We start from the raw sequence: 15,756 nt of genomic DNA, 5'->3' as shown, positions 1-15,756 counted from the left end.
TTCCTTAAATACAAATACCACAGATTTCCGTTTTGTCTGAAAATATGTGGTATTCCTATTGTTTTATATTTTCAATTGCCTTTAGACATACGTTTCGAGAAGCAATACATTGCCTTCCGGACTGATTGTAACACTTTTGGTATCGGCCGGAATGAGGATTGTTTCACCTTGCTTTACAGACAGGTCATTTCCTTTATCGTCTTTGATACCGCAAGCTCCCCCCATACAGATGTAAGCGACAAACGAGTCGATATCACTGTAATCTCTGGTAATATCTTTAGTTACCTCCAGCAGATTCGTGGTAAAGTATCGGCACGATTCCAATCTTACAGGTTGATTCTCCGCTCTTGTATAGGAGTTTTTATAATTATCGTATAATTTAAAATCTATTGCATCCTTCGCCAGTTCGGTATGAAGTTCGCGTCCGTTTCCGTTTGCATCTTTACGGTTATAGTCGTAGATGCGGTATGTGATATTCGATGTTTGCTGTATCTCGGCAATGAATGTTCCGGCACCGATAGCATGCACGCGTCCTGCGGGAAGGAAGAATACATCGCCTGCCTTTACGTCATGTTTGGCCAAAGAGTCAACAAATGTATTGTCTTCGATGCTTTTAACGTATGATTCCGGAGTCATTTGTTTTTCGAAACCTGAATACAGGAACGCTGATGGCGTAGCGTTTATAACATACCACATTTCCGTTTTACCGAACGAATCGTGTCTTTTCTTTGCCAGTTCATCGTCGGGATGTACTTGTATGGAAAGATTGTCGCGGGCATCAATAAATTTGATAAGCAAAGGGAATGTGTTGCCAAAAGTCTCGAAATTCTTTTTCCCTACCAACTGAGCTTTGTAAGTATCTATTATTTCGCTCAGATCTTTATTTTCCAGTTCTCCGTTAGCTACGACAGAAACGTTGCCTTTTACACTGGATATCTCCCAGCTTTCGCCGATGCCGTCCTGCTCAGGTGTCACACCTTTAAATTTACATATTTCATCTCCACCCCAGATAATGGATTTAAGGATGGGTTTAAACTTTAATGGATATAAATTCATCTTATTACACGTTATATTAAAATTCTTATGCAAAAGTAATCAAACTTTGTCTATTTCGCAGCGTTTCGTTTCTTCTATTGAACAGCGAACAGCCCCGAATGTTTATAAAAGATAAAAATCGTTCTGTGCCGAACAAAAACGGACCGGTAATTTTCATTATCCAGTCCGTTAGTTATTTATCCCTTAATTTATTTTCTTTAATACAAAAGCAGTCCTGGCCGGTATATATAGTTTCAGCCAGCCTTTACCATCTTTGTGATACAATTCGTCGGAAACGGTGAAATGCTCGACAGAGTCATCAGTAAGCCCATTGCCTCCGAAGGCGGGCGAATCCGTATCTAATACTACCTTGTATTTTCCTTCAGGTGCGAGAAATCCGTAATCGACAAATGATTGACTCGGATTAAAGTTGAATACAAATATATAATCTTCGCGCATAAAGGCCAATACTTGGTCTTCGTCCTTGTCCCACAATCTGATGACAGGCGTTTTCTGGAATCCTTTAATACTACTGATCAGAGTGAGCATTGCTTTGTCGAAGTCGCCCAGATAGTGATATTTAAGGTCGTGATTATCTGCCAGCCACCACTGCCTGCGTGCGTATTTGTATGACCACCCGTTGCCTTCACGGGGGAAGTCTACCCATTCAGGGTGTCCGAATTCATTCCCCATGAAATTGAGATAGCCGCCATTAATAGTCGATGCTGTAACAAGGCGGATTATCTTATGCAGGGCGATACCTCTGTCTGTCTGATATGAACTGCCGTAATGTTTCGACATATACCAGTACATATCTGCGTCTATTAGCCTAAAAATAATTGTTTTGTCTCCCACCAGAGCCTGGTCGTGGCTTTCGGCGTATGAGATTGTCTTTTCGTCTTCACGCCTGTTGGTCAATTCCCAGAAGATACCTGTCGGATGCCAGTCTTCGTCTTTGCGTTCTTTGATTATTTTAATCCAGTAGTCGGGTATATTCATCGCCATACGGTAATCGAATCCGTAGCCGCCGTCTTTGATCTTGGCTGCCAGTCCGGGCATCCCGCTAACCTCTTCGGCTATGGTGATCGCTTTGGGGTTTACCTCATGTATCAGTTTATTGGCTAAGGTGAGATAGCAGATCGCGTCCCCATCCTCATTGCCATTGAAGTAATCCTGATAATCGGTGAAGTTATCACCTAGCCCGTGGCTGTAATATAACATTGAGGTTACTCCATCGAAGCGGAATCCGTCGAATTTGTATTCTTCCAGCCAGTATCTACAGTTCGAAAGTAGGAAGTGCATGACTTCATCCTTACTGTAATTGAAATTCAGCGAATCCCAGGCCGGATGTTCCCGCCTGTCTCCTTCATGGAAGTATTGGGAGTATGATCCGTCGAAACGTCCCAGGCCTTCCACTTCATTTTTCACGGCATGGGAATGTACAATATCCATAATAACCGCGATACCCATAGTGTGAGCGTCGTCAATCAGATGTTTCAACTCGTCGGGAGTGCCGAAGCGGGAGGATGCTGCGAAGAAACTGGAGACATGGTATCCGAACGAACCGTAGTATGGATGCTCCTGAATGGCCATTATCTGTATGGTATTGTAACCATCTTCCTTAATGCGGGGAAGGATATTCAGCCTGAACTCTTCGTACGTGCTGACCTTTTCCGATTCGGCCGCCATACCTATATGGCATTCGTAAATCAGCAATGGGTCGGTTTTTGGCTTAAATGTTTTTTTCCTGAATTCATATGGAACTTCGGGAAACCAGACCTGTGCACTGAATATTTTGGTATGGTCGTCCTGTACAACGCGTGTGGCCCAAGCCGGGATTCTTTCGGCTTCGCCACCGTCCCAAGACATGATAAGTTTGAACAGGTCGCCATGCTTTATTTTACTCAAAGGCAGTTTCAACTCCCATTCACCGCCATCTTTACGGTTGAGTTTATAGTCATCCTGTTTCTGCCAGTTGTTGAAATCACCTACCATATATATGGCTGTAGCATTCGGGGCCCATTCCCTGAATATCCACATACGGGCAGTTTTATGCAAACCGAAATAAAGATGTCCCGATGCAAAATCGGAAAGGGTTATTTTCCCATTATTGGTTATAGCCGCTTCTCTTTTCAACACATAGTCGTATCGTCCTTCTATTGCTTCCGCATAAGGTTCTAACCACGGATCGTTTTTTATCAGTTTAAGCATGGTCTTATTAATTAAGAATTAATAATTGAGAATTAATAATTATGGCTGATTCATAATTTATAACTCATAATTGTTTATAGCTTTATTTTTACGACAACTTTTCTTATTTTCCCTTCGCCGATGCAGGGAGCATGTCCGTCTTCGGGGAAGAAAACAGTGAAATCGCCCGGCACTGCCGTAACAAGAGTCGTACCTTTGTCGAAGAAGAACTGGATGTCTTTTTCTTCATTAAACGCGTCGCGCTCCTCTTTAAGTTCCGCACGGGCTTTCCATCCGTATGTCTCGGGTTTGCTCACAGGGAGTTGTATGTCTATATATTTATTATGGACTTCCATTTTGGCATCTTCTTCGGTCTTCATATCGCTATCGCTGACCATCAGGAAAAGATCCTTACCTTCAATTTCTGTTTTGCCTGTTTCTACGTTGGCGAAATCAACCGATTTCAGGTATTCAAACGCTTTTTTGAACAAAGGGTGGAGTTTGTAGTACGCCTCTGCATTTTTTAAATTGTCTAGTATCATATTATTTATTTTATTGTTATTCCTGATCCTGTAATCCTATTTCATCGATTATCTTTTCCATATCTTCATTACCGTCCCCTTTTGGATTGGGACCATAATAGTTCTCTCCATAGTCACTGGCTCCAAAAAGCATCCATAATGCATAAAAAGGTATTATTTGGTACCATCCACTATTCTCTCTGTCATGGCATCTTTTGGTTCCCTGAGCGATAAGAAACCAATAGGCAGGAAGCATTGGAAACAGAAGAATCCAAAACATATCTTCTGATACGCCGGATGTATCTAACAAGGCGATAACGGCGGAAATAGTGAAATAATAAGCAAGATAAATAAGGTAGCTAAGGCCATATTCGAGTCTGCGTATACGGCCTTTGATGGAGAAAGGGTTTTGAAACATGCGTTGATTATCCATAATTACCCAGGTGTTATGAAAGTTTTTATATTACTTATATTCTTTTGGTTCTATTATTACAGAGAAAAGATATTTACCTGTCTGATCCCTGTATTCATATTGCATGGTGACATTATTTTCCCTGAAAAACTTCATGTCGGGATTTGTTTTCAACGAACTTATTATTTGAGGCTGTAACTGCGATTTAAAAAGGGTAGTATCGGTAATGGTTACTTCGCTCAGTGTATGGTAATACCTTATCGTCTGGTTCGGGAAAGTGGTGCAACTGTCCAGTCTTGTCCACTGATCCAGTATTCTCGGACATTTGGTATTTGCCTCCTCCGACAATTTTTTCAATTGGCTGTCGACACTTCCTGTACACCGGGGAAATATAATGATACCGATAAATAGTATGATATAGAGTAAACCTTGTTTCATAAACAGTTTATTCATGGTTTTGAAAAAATATTCTTACAAGTTTAAGGATTTTAATCGGATTATCTGTTAATATTCCCAATTTTTATCTTTCAATTACATTAGTCGTTTATCGCGACTCGGCATAATCAAAATAAATTTTGCTTCTGCTCTCGCTACTCAAAACGTTCATATTTATCTATAAGTTTTAGTGTATAGTAATTTTTACCTATTTTTGCTAAAAATCAATTCATTCACATAAATACTACTTTATGAAGAAGTTTCTGTTTATTATTAGTTTTTTAATTATGGTTTACTCTTGTAATACTACAAGTACTAAGGATGCGGATAATCCTTTCTTTTCAGAATTTAATACTCCTAATGGTGTGCCTCCTTTCGATAAGATAAAAGCAGAGCATTACCTGCCTGCTTTCGAAGAAGGAATGAAAAGGCACAATGCCGAAATAGATTCCATTGTGAACAACCCGGATGCCCCGACTTTCGAAAACACAATTGTGGCTCTTGATGAATCGGGCAGGATGCTGAATAGTGTGGGTGCAGTGCTGTCGGTAATGACAGGGACAATGTCCGATTCTACTTACCAAAGCATTGAAAAGGAGATTACTCCTAAGCGGACAGAACATTATGATAATATCAACTTTAACGGAAAGCTTTTTGCCCGTATAAAGACTGTATATGATGCGGCACCGGCTAATCTGACAACTGAACAGAAAATGTTGCTGGATAAAACCTATAAAGGTTTTGTTCGTTCAGGTATATTGCTTGACGGGTCTAAACAGGATCGTTTGCGTGAGATAAATAAAGAATTAAGTTCTACGGCTTTAAGTTTTAATCAGAATCTGTTGAAAGAAACGGATAATTATCAGTTGGTAATAGATAAAAAAGAAGACCTCGCCGGATTACCGGAAGATATAATCGCAGCAGCAGCCAAAATGGCTAAAGATAAAGGAATGGAAGGCAAATGGATGTTCGGACTGAGCAAGCCAAGCTGGGAGCCATTCCTACAGTATGCCGATAATCGCGAACTGCGTGAAAAATTGTACAAAGCCATGTATATGCGGGGAGACAATAATAACGAGTTCGACAATAAAGAGAATATAAAGAAAATAGTAAGTCTTCGCCTCGAAAAAGCTAATGTACTTGGTTATAACACTCATGCCGATTACGTGCTCGAAGAAACGATGGCTAAGACTCCGGATAATGTGATGAACTTGCTGAACAGTATCTGGAAATATGCATTGCCTCAAGCAAAGAAAGAAGCAACAGAATTGCAGGCTATTGCTAAAAAAGAAGGAAAAGATATCAAGATCGAGTCTTGGGACTGGGCATATTATGCCGAAAAGCTTCGTAAGGAGAAGTATGCTTTGGATGAAGATGCATTGAAGCCATACTTCAAAGCAGATAATGTACGTGAAGGAGTATTTGCTGTGGCAAACAAACTTTATGGCATTACATTCAAGCAAAAAACGGATGTGCCGGTTTATCAGCAAGACGTAAAAGCATACGAGGTAAATGACGCTGACGGTTCTCTTATAGGTATGATATACTTTGATGACTTTGCGCGTCAGGGTAAACGTCCGGGTGCATGGATGAGTAGTTTCCGCAAGCAGGAAGTATTTAAGGGCGAATTTGTTCACCCATTGATATACAATGTAGGAAACTATAATCCTCCGACAGATGGTAAACCTGCTCTTCTTACTTTAGATCAGGTAGAAACGATGTTCCATGAATTTGGTCACGGATTGCACGGGCTTTTGTCTAAATGTACATATAACGGGCTTTCGGGAACTTCAGTGTACCGGGACTTCGTGGAGTTACCTTCGCAGGTGATGGAACATTGGGCTTTTGAGCCGGAGGTATTGAAAATGTATGCAAAACATTATGAAACAGGTAAAGTGATTCCTGACGAATTGATACAGAAAATCCAAAATGCAGGATACTTCAATCAGGGATTCAGAACTACAGAACTTGTAGCTGCGGCCATTCTGGATATGAAATGGTATACAATAACCGCTACTCCAAACTTTAACCCTAAGCAGACAGAGGGTGTTGAGAAGCTCGATGTAGACAAGTTTGAAGCTGATGCAATGGCTGAAATAGGACTGATACCGGAAATTATACCTCGATACAGAAGTACATATTTCCAACATGTATTCAGTGGTGGCTATTCTGCAGGATATTATAGTTACTTATGGTCGGAAGTGCTGGATTCGGACGCGTTCCAGGCGTTTGTGGAAAAGGGTAATATCTTCGATCAGGCAACAGCTAAATCGTTCCGGGAAAATGTATTGTCGAAAGGCGGAACAGATGAACCAATGACTCTATACAAAAATTTCAGAGGGGCAGAACCAAATCCTATTTACTTATTAAAAAACAGGGGTTTTGTAAAATAATGAGTTTTATTATCTTTGCAACTCGAAATTTTTAATCTAAACATAAAATATAATTAATGGCAACAACAGCAGATATAAGAAATGGTATGTGCATCGACATCGACGGACAATACTATGTTATTATTGAATTTCTTCACGTAAAACCGGGTAAAGGAGCAGCTTTTGTCCGTACAAAAATGCGTAGCGTTACTACCGGTCGTGTTCTGGAAAGGACATTCAATGCCGGAATCAAATTGGATGAGGTGCGTATTGAAAGACGTCCTTATCAGTATCTCTATCAGGACGATATGGGATATAATTTCATGAATACCGAGACTTTCGAGCAGATTTCCATTGCAGGAGATATGATTGAAGGAGTGGCGTTTCTGAAAGAAGGTGACAAGGTAGAGGTACAGGTACATGCAGAAACAGAAGCGATACTGACAGCCGAGATGCCGACTAATGTTATCCTTGAAGTAACATATACCGAGCCGGGAATGAAAGGTGATACAGCTACAAACACATTGAAACCCGCAACGGTGGAAACAGGTGCTGAGGTGCGTGTGCCGCTTTTCATCAATGAAGGTGATAAGATCAAAATCAGCACGAAAGATGGTGCGTATGTAGAACGTGTGAAAGCCTGAATCTTTCAGATTAAGAATAATATCGGGTCCTCTGTTTATGATAACAGAGGGCCCGATATGTTTTAATGTAAGTTTGTTAAGGAACTTTATCTATACTATTTTTAAGCTGGTAGTTCTTTGGCATATTCAGTATCTAAAGCTTTTAATCAGAAAAGGTAACAATTGAGGTTATTAAAAACGTGTTACTTTTACATACGCTTCGCTCCTGTGACCGTTGGTTGTTACCTTTTTTTTGGATTCATGTAGGGGAAATCCCTTGTAGCTGCCCACTTATCGTAAATGGGCAAGCACAAGACCAGCCCCTACATAAATGGAAAAGTGTTACATGTGTTACCTTTTAAAGAAGGAGATGCTTCGCTCTGCTCAGCATGACAAGATAATTATTAATTGCTCATTCTTAATTATTCATCAGTTTCCGTTACCTTTGTTACTTTTTAACTATATATAGTTAATAAACCTAAAGCCGACTTTACTTTCTAAACTATGGAAAACAAGATCAAACTAAATATTAAGGACTGGGCTGAGGAAGACCGGCCTCGGGAAAAGATGCTTCTGAAGGGAGTGGGAGCTCTATCTGATGCTGAACTGCTGGGCATCCTTATTGGTTCGGGGAATAAGAATGAGACAGCAGTCGAACTGGCACAACGCATTCTCCACAGTGTATCCAATAATCTGAATATATTAGGCAAGCAGGAGATAAAAGACCTTATAAAAAACTTCAATGGGATAGGGGAAGCCAAAGCGATAACCATAGCTGCAGCAATGGAACTGGGCAAGCGCAGAAAATTATCGGAGGTTGTTGTACAGCCACAGATAACATCAAGTGAGACGGTCTATCAGATATTTCATCCTGTATTGGCCGATCTGAAACACGAGGAGGTTTGGGTCCTATTGCTCAACCGGGCTAATAAGGTATTGAAGAAGATACAAGTCAGTAAAGGCGGGGTCACCGGTACAGTTGTTGATATCCGTATGATAATGAAAGAAGCGATAGACTCGCTGGCATCGGCTATCGTGCTTTGTCACAATCATCCTTCGGGTAATTCTAATCCGAGTGGCGATGACGATAATATTACCCGCCGGTTGAAGGATGCAGGGCAGATAATGGATGTGAGGCTTCTCGATCATATTATTGTTTGTGATCACTCATACTATAGTTATATGGATAGAGGAAGGATGTAAGGTATTGGGTACTCAAAAAACTCACGACTTATAACTCATAACTTGTAACTTAATATTACCTTTGCAATGTAATATGGAATGGTTATAAACTAATGATTCTGTAAAATTGTTTATAACAAATGTAAGTAAAAGAATGTATTGAATGCAATGTTATATTGTTATGCTAACTATTGCAGCTTCGAATACGGAAATAATAAATAGGTCTGAGACCTTAAATTAGAGATATGAGCGAATTGTTAAATATGGAAGTGAAAATCGTAAACATGTTGAAAACTGTTTATGATCCCGAAATACCAGTTAATGTATACGATCTTGGCCTTATTTATGAGGTGGAGGTAGATGACGATAAGAATGTAACTATTACAATGACGCTCACTGCGCCTAATTGTCCTGCAGCCGACTTTATATTGGAAGATGTGAGGTATAAGGTAGAGTCTATCAAGGAAGTGAACAATGTTATAGTTAATCTGACATTCGAGCCTCAGTGGAATAAGGATATGCTGAGTGAGGAAGCGAAACTGGAACTAGGGTTTCTATAAACAGGATAAGGTGGGGAAAAAGGTCTATTTCTTATCAGATGTACATTTAGGGTCTGCTTTTCACAAAAAGAATGTGGATAAGCATCAGCAGATGACCCTGCCTTCGGTCAAAGTCGATGACCATTATTTTCCACAGCACGAGGTGGAGAGAAAACTCTGCCGATGGCTCGATATGGTCAAAGAAGATGCCCAGACTATTTATCTGCTTGGTGATATATTTGATTACTGGTTCGAATACCGTAATGTAGTACCCCGCGGTTTTGTCCGCTTTCTAGGAAAAATTTCCGAACTGACAGATAAGGGTATCGAGGTGCATTTCTTTATCGGCAATCATGATATATGGGTAACCGATTACTTGCAAAAAGAGTGCGGGATGATAGTCCATACCCAACCCCTGATTAGGGATATTCATGGTAAGAAATTCTTTCTTGCACATGGCGACGGATTAGGAGATAATTCTACTTCATTTAAGCTATTGCGCGGTTTTTTCCATAATAAGTTTTGCCGAAAATTATATGCAGCCATTCATCCGCGGTGGACAGTGGGGTTTGCCCAATGGTGGTCTAATCATAATCGTGAGAATGATGAGATGCCCGATTATTTCGGAGAAGACAAGGAGCATCTGGTGCTCTTTGCGAAAAGTCATCTGAAGTTAGCTCCTAATATCAACTTCTTTGTATTCGGACATCGTCATATTATGCTCGACCTAATGCTCTCTATGCAAAGCCGGGTTGTAATATTGGGTGACTGGATTAAATACTTCTCTTATGGTGTTTTCGATGGAGAGAATTTCTCATTGGAGGTGTTTGAAGAGCCGGAAGAAAGCTGATTAGTTATCAAAAAACTCATGACTTATACCCATAACTTATAACTTAATACTACCTTTGTACCCGAGTTAAATTAGGAGGTTATCGTTATGAAAATGGTAAAAGGTATCTTTATCATTCTTCTGTTCTATTTTCTCGGACAAGGTGTTAGTTATCTGATAAATGGACTTGTTCCCGGAAATATTATCGGAATGATTTTATTATTCCTCAGTCTCTACTTCAAAGCCCTTAAACCCGACTATGTAAAAGATGTCGCCAATGCCTTTACCCGCAATATGGCTATATTTTTTATACCGGCCGGTGCGGGACTTTTAGGCTCTTACGGACTGATCAGTAAATTCTGGATGTCGATTCTTATCGTATGTTCGGTGAGTACAGTTCTGGTTATTGCCGTAGTGGCGGTTATTCAACAACAAATGGAGAAGAAGAGAAAATGAGAGCATTATTTGAATCTACGGAATTTATGCTCCTCCTTGTTTTCGGGAGCTATCTTTTTGGACAATGGGTATTCAAGAAGACGAAGATAGGATTGCTACATCCACTGATTATATCCATTGCCATTATTATTGCTTTTCTTGAGATATCGGGTATTAGTTATCAGACCTTCGAGAAGGGTAGCGAATTTGTTAGTTTTATGCTGGGGCCTTCAGTGGTAGCATTGGGATATGTATTGTACGAACAACTTGCTTACCTGAAAGGGAATGTCGTATCCATACTTACATCGGTATTCATAGGTAGTGTTGTCGGTATTCTGAGCGTCATCATACTGGCTAAACTTACAGGGGCGGATCAGGTATTGATACATAGCCTCGAACCAAAGTCGGTAACTACGCCTATTGCTATGAGTATAGCTGAGCAATCCGGCGGCAATGCCTCACTTACTGCTGTTATCGTATTGTTTTGTGGTATCTTCGGCAGTATCGTTGGTCCCCCTATACTGCGTGTACTGGGAATAAAAAGCAGTGTTGCGAAAGGACTTGCAATGGGTGCTTCTGCTCATGGTGTTGGTACGGCCAAAGCTATGGAGATGGGAGTAATAGAAGGTGCACTCAGTGGTCTGGCTATTGGATTGATGGGGGTTATGACGGCCCTGCTGATTCCTATTGTGCATCAATTATTCTCCTGACTTGTTTCCTCCTTTTCTGATTGTGTTGGTACAGGAGGAGGTGTGTCCAATATTCCCGGTATTGGAGGAGGAATAGCTGCCAATCTTTTCTTTTCCAGATAATGCGCCAGTATTATCTCGGCTATTGGTACTGCCAAGCCCAGTATAAACATGAACAGGATATTCAACTTAAAACCTCCGAAAATATTCTTAACCTTCTTTTCTATAATGGTATTCAGTACCCCGTCGGTGAGAATATTTTCGATTTTTACATTTAGCAGATCATTGGTCAGTTCCTTATCATTCAGCACTTTTTCGCCTAAAGCACCCTCTACATATTTTACAGCCTGATCTTTAACGAAATCTGTTTCCATTACCTTGCTCATAAGGAAGGCGGAAGTTTTAGCCGTTATGCTACTATCAGACGGTTGTACTTCGGATAGTAAGGAGCTTGCAGTTTGGCCTGCGTATGATGCCGTTTTATCAATAACATCGTGACCGGTAAGTTGCATATGCTTTTTGTCGATGATCTTTTCTACTTCGTCTTTCAGATATTTGTTGAAAGCAGAATTGGCCTCACCCAGATAAGTGGGAATATTCTTTACTATCTCTCTTTCACAGCTATGCAATGCAAACCATTGAGTAAAGCAGAAGCCTGCAAAAAGAGGCAAGAATGCCATGTATAAGTAAGAAAGCCATTTCAATGTCCAGTGGCGACGACGCACTAATATCTTTTTACGAAGGATAAGTTCGGCTATTAATACTATAATAAATCCGATGACACCACCAGTTATAGCCCATAATATTATGGTTAGTGGATTTACGTATTGTGTGATTGTATCCCAATATTTGAAAATATCGAAAAAAGATATAGATAACTGTGTACTCATGTATGTGTGTTATATATGTTGTTGAACAAAGATAGAATTTTTAGCAAGAAGAAATGCTTTTTTCAAGTTCATTCTTAAAAGGTAACAAAAGTAACACCTTTTATAAACTTTTCTCCTATAATTTTTTATCTGTGTCTTTCGTGAAATAATCCCTTTCATAACACAGAGGATTTTGTTAAAAGTTGACACCTTTTTTACTATCCTTTATTGTTACTTTTCCCAACTCTTATGGTTTCCCGTTTATGTAATCCTGTCTCCATCATAAGCGATAGAAACAAGGCCAGCCACTATGTGAAATTAAAAAGTAACAAAAGTAACAGATGTTACATATTATTCAGGTATTACCTTTTTCAATTCTTGATATAAAATATGAATGCAAATTGTCAAAGAACTCTATCGGCATCATATAGATAAACTTTTCCCCGATAAATACACTATCACTATCCCAAGATAAAAACTATAAACTCTCTCTTTTTGCTTACCTTTGCACAAAATTATTCTTATGGCATCTATTTTACAGGTAGACGGACTCACAAAAAGCTTTGGAGACTTAGTTCTGTTTCGCGAAATATCTTTCGGCATTGCTGAGGGTGAGCGCATAGGGCTTATTGCAAAAAATGGCTCGGGCAAAACTACCTTACTTAATATACTTACAGGTAAAGAATCGTACGACAACGGAGCGGTTGTCTTCCGGCGGGATATACGGGTAGCTTATCTTGAACAAGACCCTGTATATCCCGAAAATCTGACAGTTCTACAGGCCTGTTTTAGTTCCGGCAATGAGGTAACGGATTTAATTGCGGAATACGAGAAAGTAATAAATTCAAAAGACCATTCTAATCTCGATAATATCCTTCAAAAGATGGATGTATTGCAGGCATGGGACTATGAACATAGGGCGAAGCAAATTCTGGCACAACTCAAAATTACGGATTTCGAACAGAAAATCTCCGAATTATCGGGAGGGCAGCTCAAACGGGTAGCTCTTGCAAATGTGCTGATTACCGAACCTGACCTGATTATTCTGGATGAACCAACCAATCACCTCGATTTGGATATGGTGGAATGGCTGGAGGAATATCTTCAACGTTCGCGACTTAGCCTGTTGATGGTTACGCACGACCGTTATTTCCTCGATCGGGTTTGCAACGAGATTATAGAGATAGACCAGCAACAACTTTACCAGTATAAAGGAAATTATTCCTATTATCTCGAAAAAAGGGATGAACGGATCAGTGCGCAGAATTCGGAGATAGACCGTGCCAATAACCTTATGCGCAAGGAACTGGAATGGATGCGCCGCCAGCCGCAGGCACGGGGGACAAAGGCAAAATCGCGAATCGATGCATTCTACGATCTGGAGAAAAAAGCACAACAGGTGCGTGATGCCGGAAATGTACAGTTGCAAATGAAAGGTTCCTATATCGGTAACAAGATATTTGAGGCGCAGCATGTATATAAGGCTTTTGGTGATATCAAAATTGTAGAGGATTTCAATTATGTATTTGCCCGTTACGAAAAACTGGGAATTGTAGGTAATAACGGGACAGGGAAATCTACTTTTATAAAGATGCTGATGGGGGAAGTTGCTCCCGATAAAGGAAACTTCGATATCGGCGAGACGGTGAAATTCGGTTATTACAGCCAGGACGGACTAAAGTTTGATGACCAAATGAAAGTGCTGGACGTGATACAAAATATAGCTGAGGTTATCGATTTAGGTAATGGCAACCGTCTGACAGCATCTCAATTTCTGCAACATTTCTTGTTTCCACCCGAAAAGCAACATAATTTTGTCTATAAACTATCGGGAGGAGAGAAGCGCCGTCTGTATCTGTGTACAGTGCTGATAACCAATCCTAACTTTCTGGTATTGGACGAGCCTACAAATGATCTGGATATCGTTACACTCAATATATTGGAAGAATACCTGCAACAGTTTAAAGGCTGCGTGATAGTGGTTTCGCATGACCGTTATTTTATGGATAAAGTGGTAGACCACCTGCTTGCTTTTCAGGGGAACGCAAAGATAAAAGACTTCCCGGGTAATTATACCGAATACAGGGAGTGGAAAGAGATACAGGAAGCCATTGAGAAGGAAAAAGAACAGGCTGCAAAACCAAAAGAAGATAAACCTCAGATCGCATCACCAAAAAATGATGATAAGAAGAAGCTATCATTCAAGGAGAAGCGGGAATTTGAAGAGCTCGATGTCCTGATTCCGAAACTGGAAGAGGAGAAAGAGAAACTTGAAAATGAGTTGTCGAGCGGTACTCTTTCCACTGACGAATTGCTATCCAAATCGAACCGTATCAGCGAATTGATTGATGAGATAGATGAAAAAACAATGCGCTGGATGGAACTTAGTGACCTCCTCTAACGTTAATGTGTTATGGAAATTCAAATTGCGAAACCGAAACTATGGTCGTTAAGCTATCTGAATGTTTGTATTGCGAACTTCCTGATGGCCTGCTCATTCAATTTACTGATGCCTTCTATCCCTCTTTACATAACAGAGCAGATGGGAGTTGCACAATCTAAAACAGGGATCGTGTTGGCATCGTATGCCATTGCCCTTATGTTTGTACGCCCATTCTCCGGTTATATCGTTGATTTGTATTCCCGGAAGAAAGTTCTTTTAGTAGCCTTTTCCTGCTATGTCCTTATCTTTTTCGGTTACTTCTGGGCTACAACAGTCATGCTGTTTATCCTTGTGCGTTTCCTGCACGGTATTACATGGGGGCTTTCCACTGTATCGTCCAGCACACTGGCGATAGATGTAGTACCAACTGAACGGCGGGCCGAAGGTATAGGCTATTACGGTACTTTTATGAATGTGGCAATGGCTATAGGGCCATTCGTAGCCATACATATATACAATAACTGGGGTTTTCAGGTATTACTTTGGTGTGCTATTGCTATGGGGACATTGGGTATTGTAGCCACTGCGATGATTAAAGCGCCTGCAAGACCTAAGGTGGAGCAGTCTCAAAAGCTTTCTATGGACCGTTTCTTCCTGCTGAAAGGCTGGCCTATATTTCTCAATCAGTTGCTGCCGTGTTTTGCCTGGGGTACAATAGGTCCTTTTGTAGCACAATACGGGAAACAGATAGGCATATTCAACGCCGGTATCTTCTTTCTGTTTTGGGCGGGTGGTATCATCGCATCTCGGGTATTCGCAGGCAAGCTCGTAGACAGGGGTAAGATACATGAGGTAAATGTGTCGGCAATGGCCATTGTGGCTATTGCATTCTTCGCTTTTGCCACTATACACAATATTTATGCATTCTGTATATCGGGGTTGTTTATCGGCGTAGGTTTCGGTATGATGTTTCCGGCTTTGCAAACGCTCTATATTAACCTTGCCGAAAACAGTCAGCGGGGAACAGCCAACTCTACGTATCTTATCGGGTTCGACCTGGGGCTGGCAATAGGCATGTTATTAGGCGGATATATTACAGGCTTCTTTTCATTCGAAACCTTGTATCTCGTTGCTTCCGGGTTATGCCTGTTCAGTGTTCTTATATACTGGACATGCTCGCGAGTTGTGTTCGAAAAGAATAGGTTAAGATAAAAGTCCCTGTCTTGCCTCCCTAAAGGGCAG

15 protein-coding genes are annotated in these 15,756 nt (G+C 40.6%); 9 read left to right on the top strand and 6 right to left on the bottom strand.

Annotated elements, in window-relative coordinates; all coding sequences use genetic code 11:
* Positions 1-81 precede the first annotated feature (81 nt).
* The 5 genes from QZL88_RS07215 to QZL88_RS07195 form a co-directional block, all read right to left on the bottom strand.
* Positions 82-1,056: a type I phosphomannose isomerase catalytic subunit gene (locus QZL88_RS07215; protein ID WP_296939591.1), complete on the bottom strand. Its 975-nt coding sequence runs from the start codon at positions 1,054-1,056 to the stop codon at positions 82-84.
* A gap of 183 nt (positions 1,057-1,239) precedes the next feature.
* Positions 1,240-3,246: an alpha amylase C-terminal domain-containing protein gene (locus tag QZL88_RS07210; protein WP_296939587.1), complete on the bottom strand. Its 2,007-nt coding sequence runs from the start codon at positions 3,244-3,246 to the stop codon at positions 1,240-1,242.
* 74 nt (positions 3,247-3,320) lie between these two features.
* Positions 3,321-3,767, bottom strand: a complete 447-nt coding sequence (locus tag QZL88_RS07205; RefSeq protein ID WP_296939584.1) for a YhcH/YjgK/YiaL family protein — start codon at positions 3,765-3,767, stop codon at positions 3,321-3,323.
* Between the two features lie 16 nt (positions 3,768-3,783).
* Complete coding sequence (locus QZL88_RS07200; protein ID WP_296939581.1) at positions 3,784-4,179, bottom strand: DUF805 domain-containing protein; 396 nt, start codon at positions 4,177-4,179, stop codon at positions 3,784-3,786.
* A 30-nt stretch (positions 4,180-4,209) separates the two neighbouring features.
* Positions 4,210-4,611, bottom strand: a complete 402-nt coding sequence (locus QZL88_RS07195; protein ID WP_296939578.1) for a hypothetical protein — start codon at positions 4,609-4,611, stop codon at positions 4,210-4,212.
* Between the two features lie 233 nt (positions 4,612-4,844).
* Here QZL88_RS07195 and QZL88_RS07190 point away from each other — a divergent pair, with 233 nt between their 5' ends.
* The 7 genes from QZL88_RS07190 (at position 4,845) to QZL88_RS07160 (ending at position 11,283) form a co-directional block, all read left to right on the top strand.
* Positions 4,845-6,986 carry a M3 family metallopeptidase gene (locus tag QZL88_RS07190; RefSeq protein WP_296939576.1) on the top strand — a complete coding sequence of 714 codons (2,142 nt, stop codon included), beginning with the start codon at positions 4,845-4,847 and terminating at the stop codon, positions 6,984-6,986.
* Between the two features lie 56 nt (positions 6,987-7,042).
* Positions 7,043-7,609 carry an elongation factor P gene (gene efp / locus QZL88_RS07185; protein ID WP_296939574.1) on the top strand — a complete coding sequence of 189 codons (567 nt, stop codon included), beginning with the start codon at positions 7,043-7,045 and terminating at the stop codon, positions 7,607-7,609.
* A gap of 483 nt (positions 7,610-8,092) precedes the next feature.
* Positions 8,093-8,791 (top strand): DNA repair protein RadC, encoded by a 699-nt coding sequence (gene radC, locus QZL88_RS07180; RefSeq protein ID WP_296939572.1) that lies wholly within the window; start codon positions 8,093-8,095, stop codon positions 8,789-8,791.
* Between the two features lie 224 nt (positions 8,792-9,015).
* A complete protein-coding gene (locus QZL88_RS07175; RefSeq protein ID WP_296939570.1) occupies positions 9,016-9,330 on the top strand; it encodes an iron-sulfur cluster assembly protein in 315 nt (104 codons plus the stop codon).
* 10 nt (positions 9,331-9,340) lie between these two features.
* Positions 9,341-10,159 carry a UDP-2,3-diacylglucosamine diphosphatase gene (locus QZL88_RS07170; RefSeq protein WP_296939568.1) on the top strand — a complete coding sequence of 273 codons (819 nt, stop codon included), beginning with the start codon at positions 9,341-9,343 and terminating at the stop codon, positions 10,157-10,159.
* Between the two features lie 87 nt (positions 10,160-10,246).
* A complete protein-coding gene (locus tag QZL88_RS07165) occupies positions 10,247-10,594 on the top strand; it encodes a CidA/LrgA family protein (RefSeq protein WP_296939566.1) in 348 nt (115 codons plus the stop codon).
* Positions 10,591-11,283 (top strand): LrgB family protein, encoded by a 693-nt coding sequence (locus tag QZL88_RS07160; protein ID WP_296939564.1) that lies wholly within the window; start codon positions 10,591-10,593, stop codon positions 11,281-11,283. The genes QZL88_RS07165 and QZL88_RS07160 overlap by 4 nt, the downstream gene beginning before the upstream one ends.
* On the opposite strand, the gene QZL88_RS07155 is transcribed toward QZL88_RS07160, so the two are convergent.
* Positions 11,268-12,152 (bottom strand): hypothetical protein, encoded by an 885-nt coding sequence (locus QZL88_RS07155; RefSeq protein WP_296939562.1) that lies wholly within the window; start codon positions 12,150-12,152, stop codon positions 11,268-11,270. The two genes, QZL88_RS07160 and QZL88_RS07155, sit on opposite strands and share 16 nt — an antisense overlap.
* A 502-nt stretch (positions 12,153-12,654) precedes the next feature.
* Here QZL88_RS07155 and QZL88_RS07150 point away from each other — a divergent pair.
* Positions 12,655-14,532 (top strand): ABC-F family ATP-binding cassette domain-containing protein, encoded by a 1,878-nt coding sequence (locus QZL88_RS07150; protein ID WP_296939560.1) that lies wholly within the window; start codon positions 12,655-12,657, stop codon positions 14,530-14,532.
* Between the two features lie 12 nt (positions 14,533-14,544).
* Positions 14,545-15,726 (top strand): MFS transporter, encoded by a 1,182-nt coding sequence (locus QZL88_RS07145; RefSeq protein WP_296939558.1) that lies wholly within the window; start codon positions 14,545-14,547, stop codon positions 15,724-15,726.
* Positions 15,727-15,756 lie beyond the last annotated feature (30 nt).

The organism is uncultured Dysgonomonas sp., assembly GCF_900079725.1.
Classification (GTDB): Bacteria; Bacteroidota; Bacteroidia; order Bacteroidales; family Dysgonomonadaceae; genus Dysgonomonas.
Note: the sequence above shows the minus strand (reverse complement) of the source record. Positions and strands in the feature narration are given on the sequence as shown.

What these genes read in the sequence shown, in the direction of transcription:
- QZL88_RS07215 (WP_296939591.1), bottom strand. Translation starts at nt 1,056, where the DNA reads ATGAATTTATATCCATTAAAGTTTAAACCCATCCTTAAATCCATTATC.
- QZL88_RS07210 (WP_296939587.1), bottom strand. Translation starts at nt 3,246, where the DNA reads ATGCTTAAACTGATAAAAAACGATCCGTGGTTAGAACCTTATGCGGAA.
- QZL88_RS07205 (WP_296939584.1), bottom strand. Translation starts at nt 3,767, where the DNA reads ATGATACTAGACAATTTAAAAAATGCAGAGGCGTACTACAAACTCCAC.
- QZL88_RS07200 (WP_296939581.1), bottom strand. Translation starts at nt 4,179, where the DNA reads ATGGATAATCAACGCATGTTTCAAAACCCTTTCTCCATCAAAGGCCGT.
- QZL88_RS07195 (WP_296939578.1), bottom strand. Translation starts at nt 4,611, where the DNA reads ATGAATAAACTGTTTATGAAACAAGGTTTACTCTATATCATACTATTT.
- QZL88_RS07190 (WP_296939576.1), top strand. Translation starts at nt 4,845, where the DNA reads ATGAAGAAGTTTCTGTTTATTATTAGTTTTTTAATTATGGTTTACTCT.
- efp (WP_296939574.1), top strand. Translation starts at nt 7,043, where the DNA reads ATGGCAACAACAGCAGATATAAGAAATGGTATGTGCATCGACATCGAC.
- radC (WP_296939572.1), top strand. Translation starts at nt 8,093, where the DNA reads ATGGAAAACAAGATCAAACTAAATATTAAGGACTGGGCTGAGGAAGAC.
- QZL88_RS07175 (WP_296939570.1), top strand. Translation starts at nt 9,016, where the DNA reads ATGAGCGAATTGTTAAATATGGAAGTGAAAATCGTAAACATGTTGAAA.
- QZL88_RS07165 (WP_296939566.1), top strand. Translation starts at nt 10,247, where the DNA reads ATGAAAATGGTAAAAGGTATCTTTATCATTCTTCTGTTCTATTTTCTC.
- QZL88_RS07160 (WP_296939564.1), top strand. Translation starts at nt 10,591, where the DNA reads ATGAGAGCATTATTTGAATCTACGGAATTTATGCTCCTCCTTGTTTTC.
- QZL88_RS07155 (WP_296939562.1), bottom strand. Translation starts at nt 12,152, where the DNA reads ATGAGTACACAGTTATCTATATCTTTTTTCGATATTTTCAAATATTGG.
- QZL88_RS07150 (WP_296939560.1), top strand. Translation starts at nt 12,655, where the DNA reads ATGGCATCTATTTTACAGGTAGACGGACTCACAAAAAGCTTTGGAGAC.
- QZL88_RS07145 (WP_296939558.1), top strand. Translation starts at nt 14,545, where the DNA reads ATGGAAATTCAAATTGCGAAACCGAAACTATGGTCGTTAAGCTATCTG.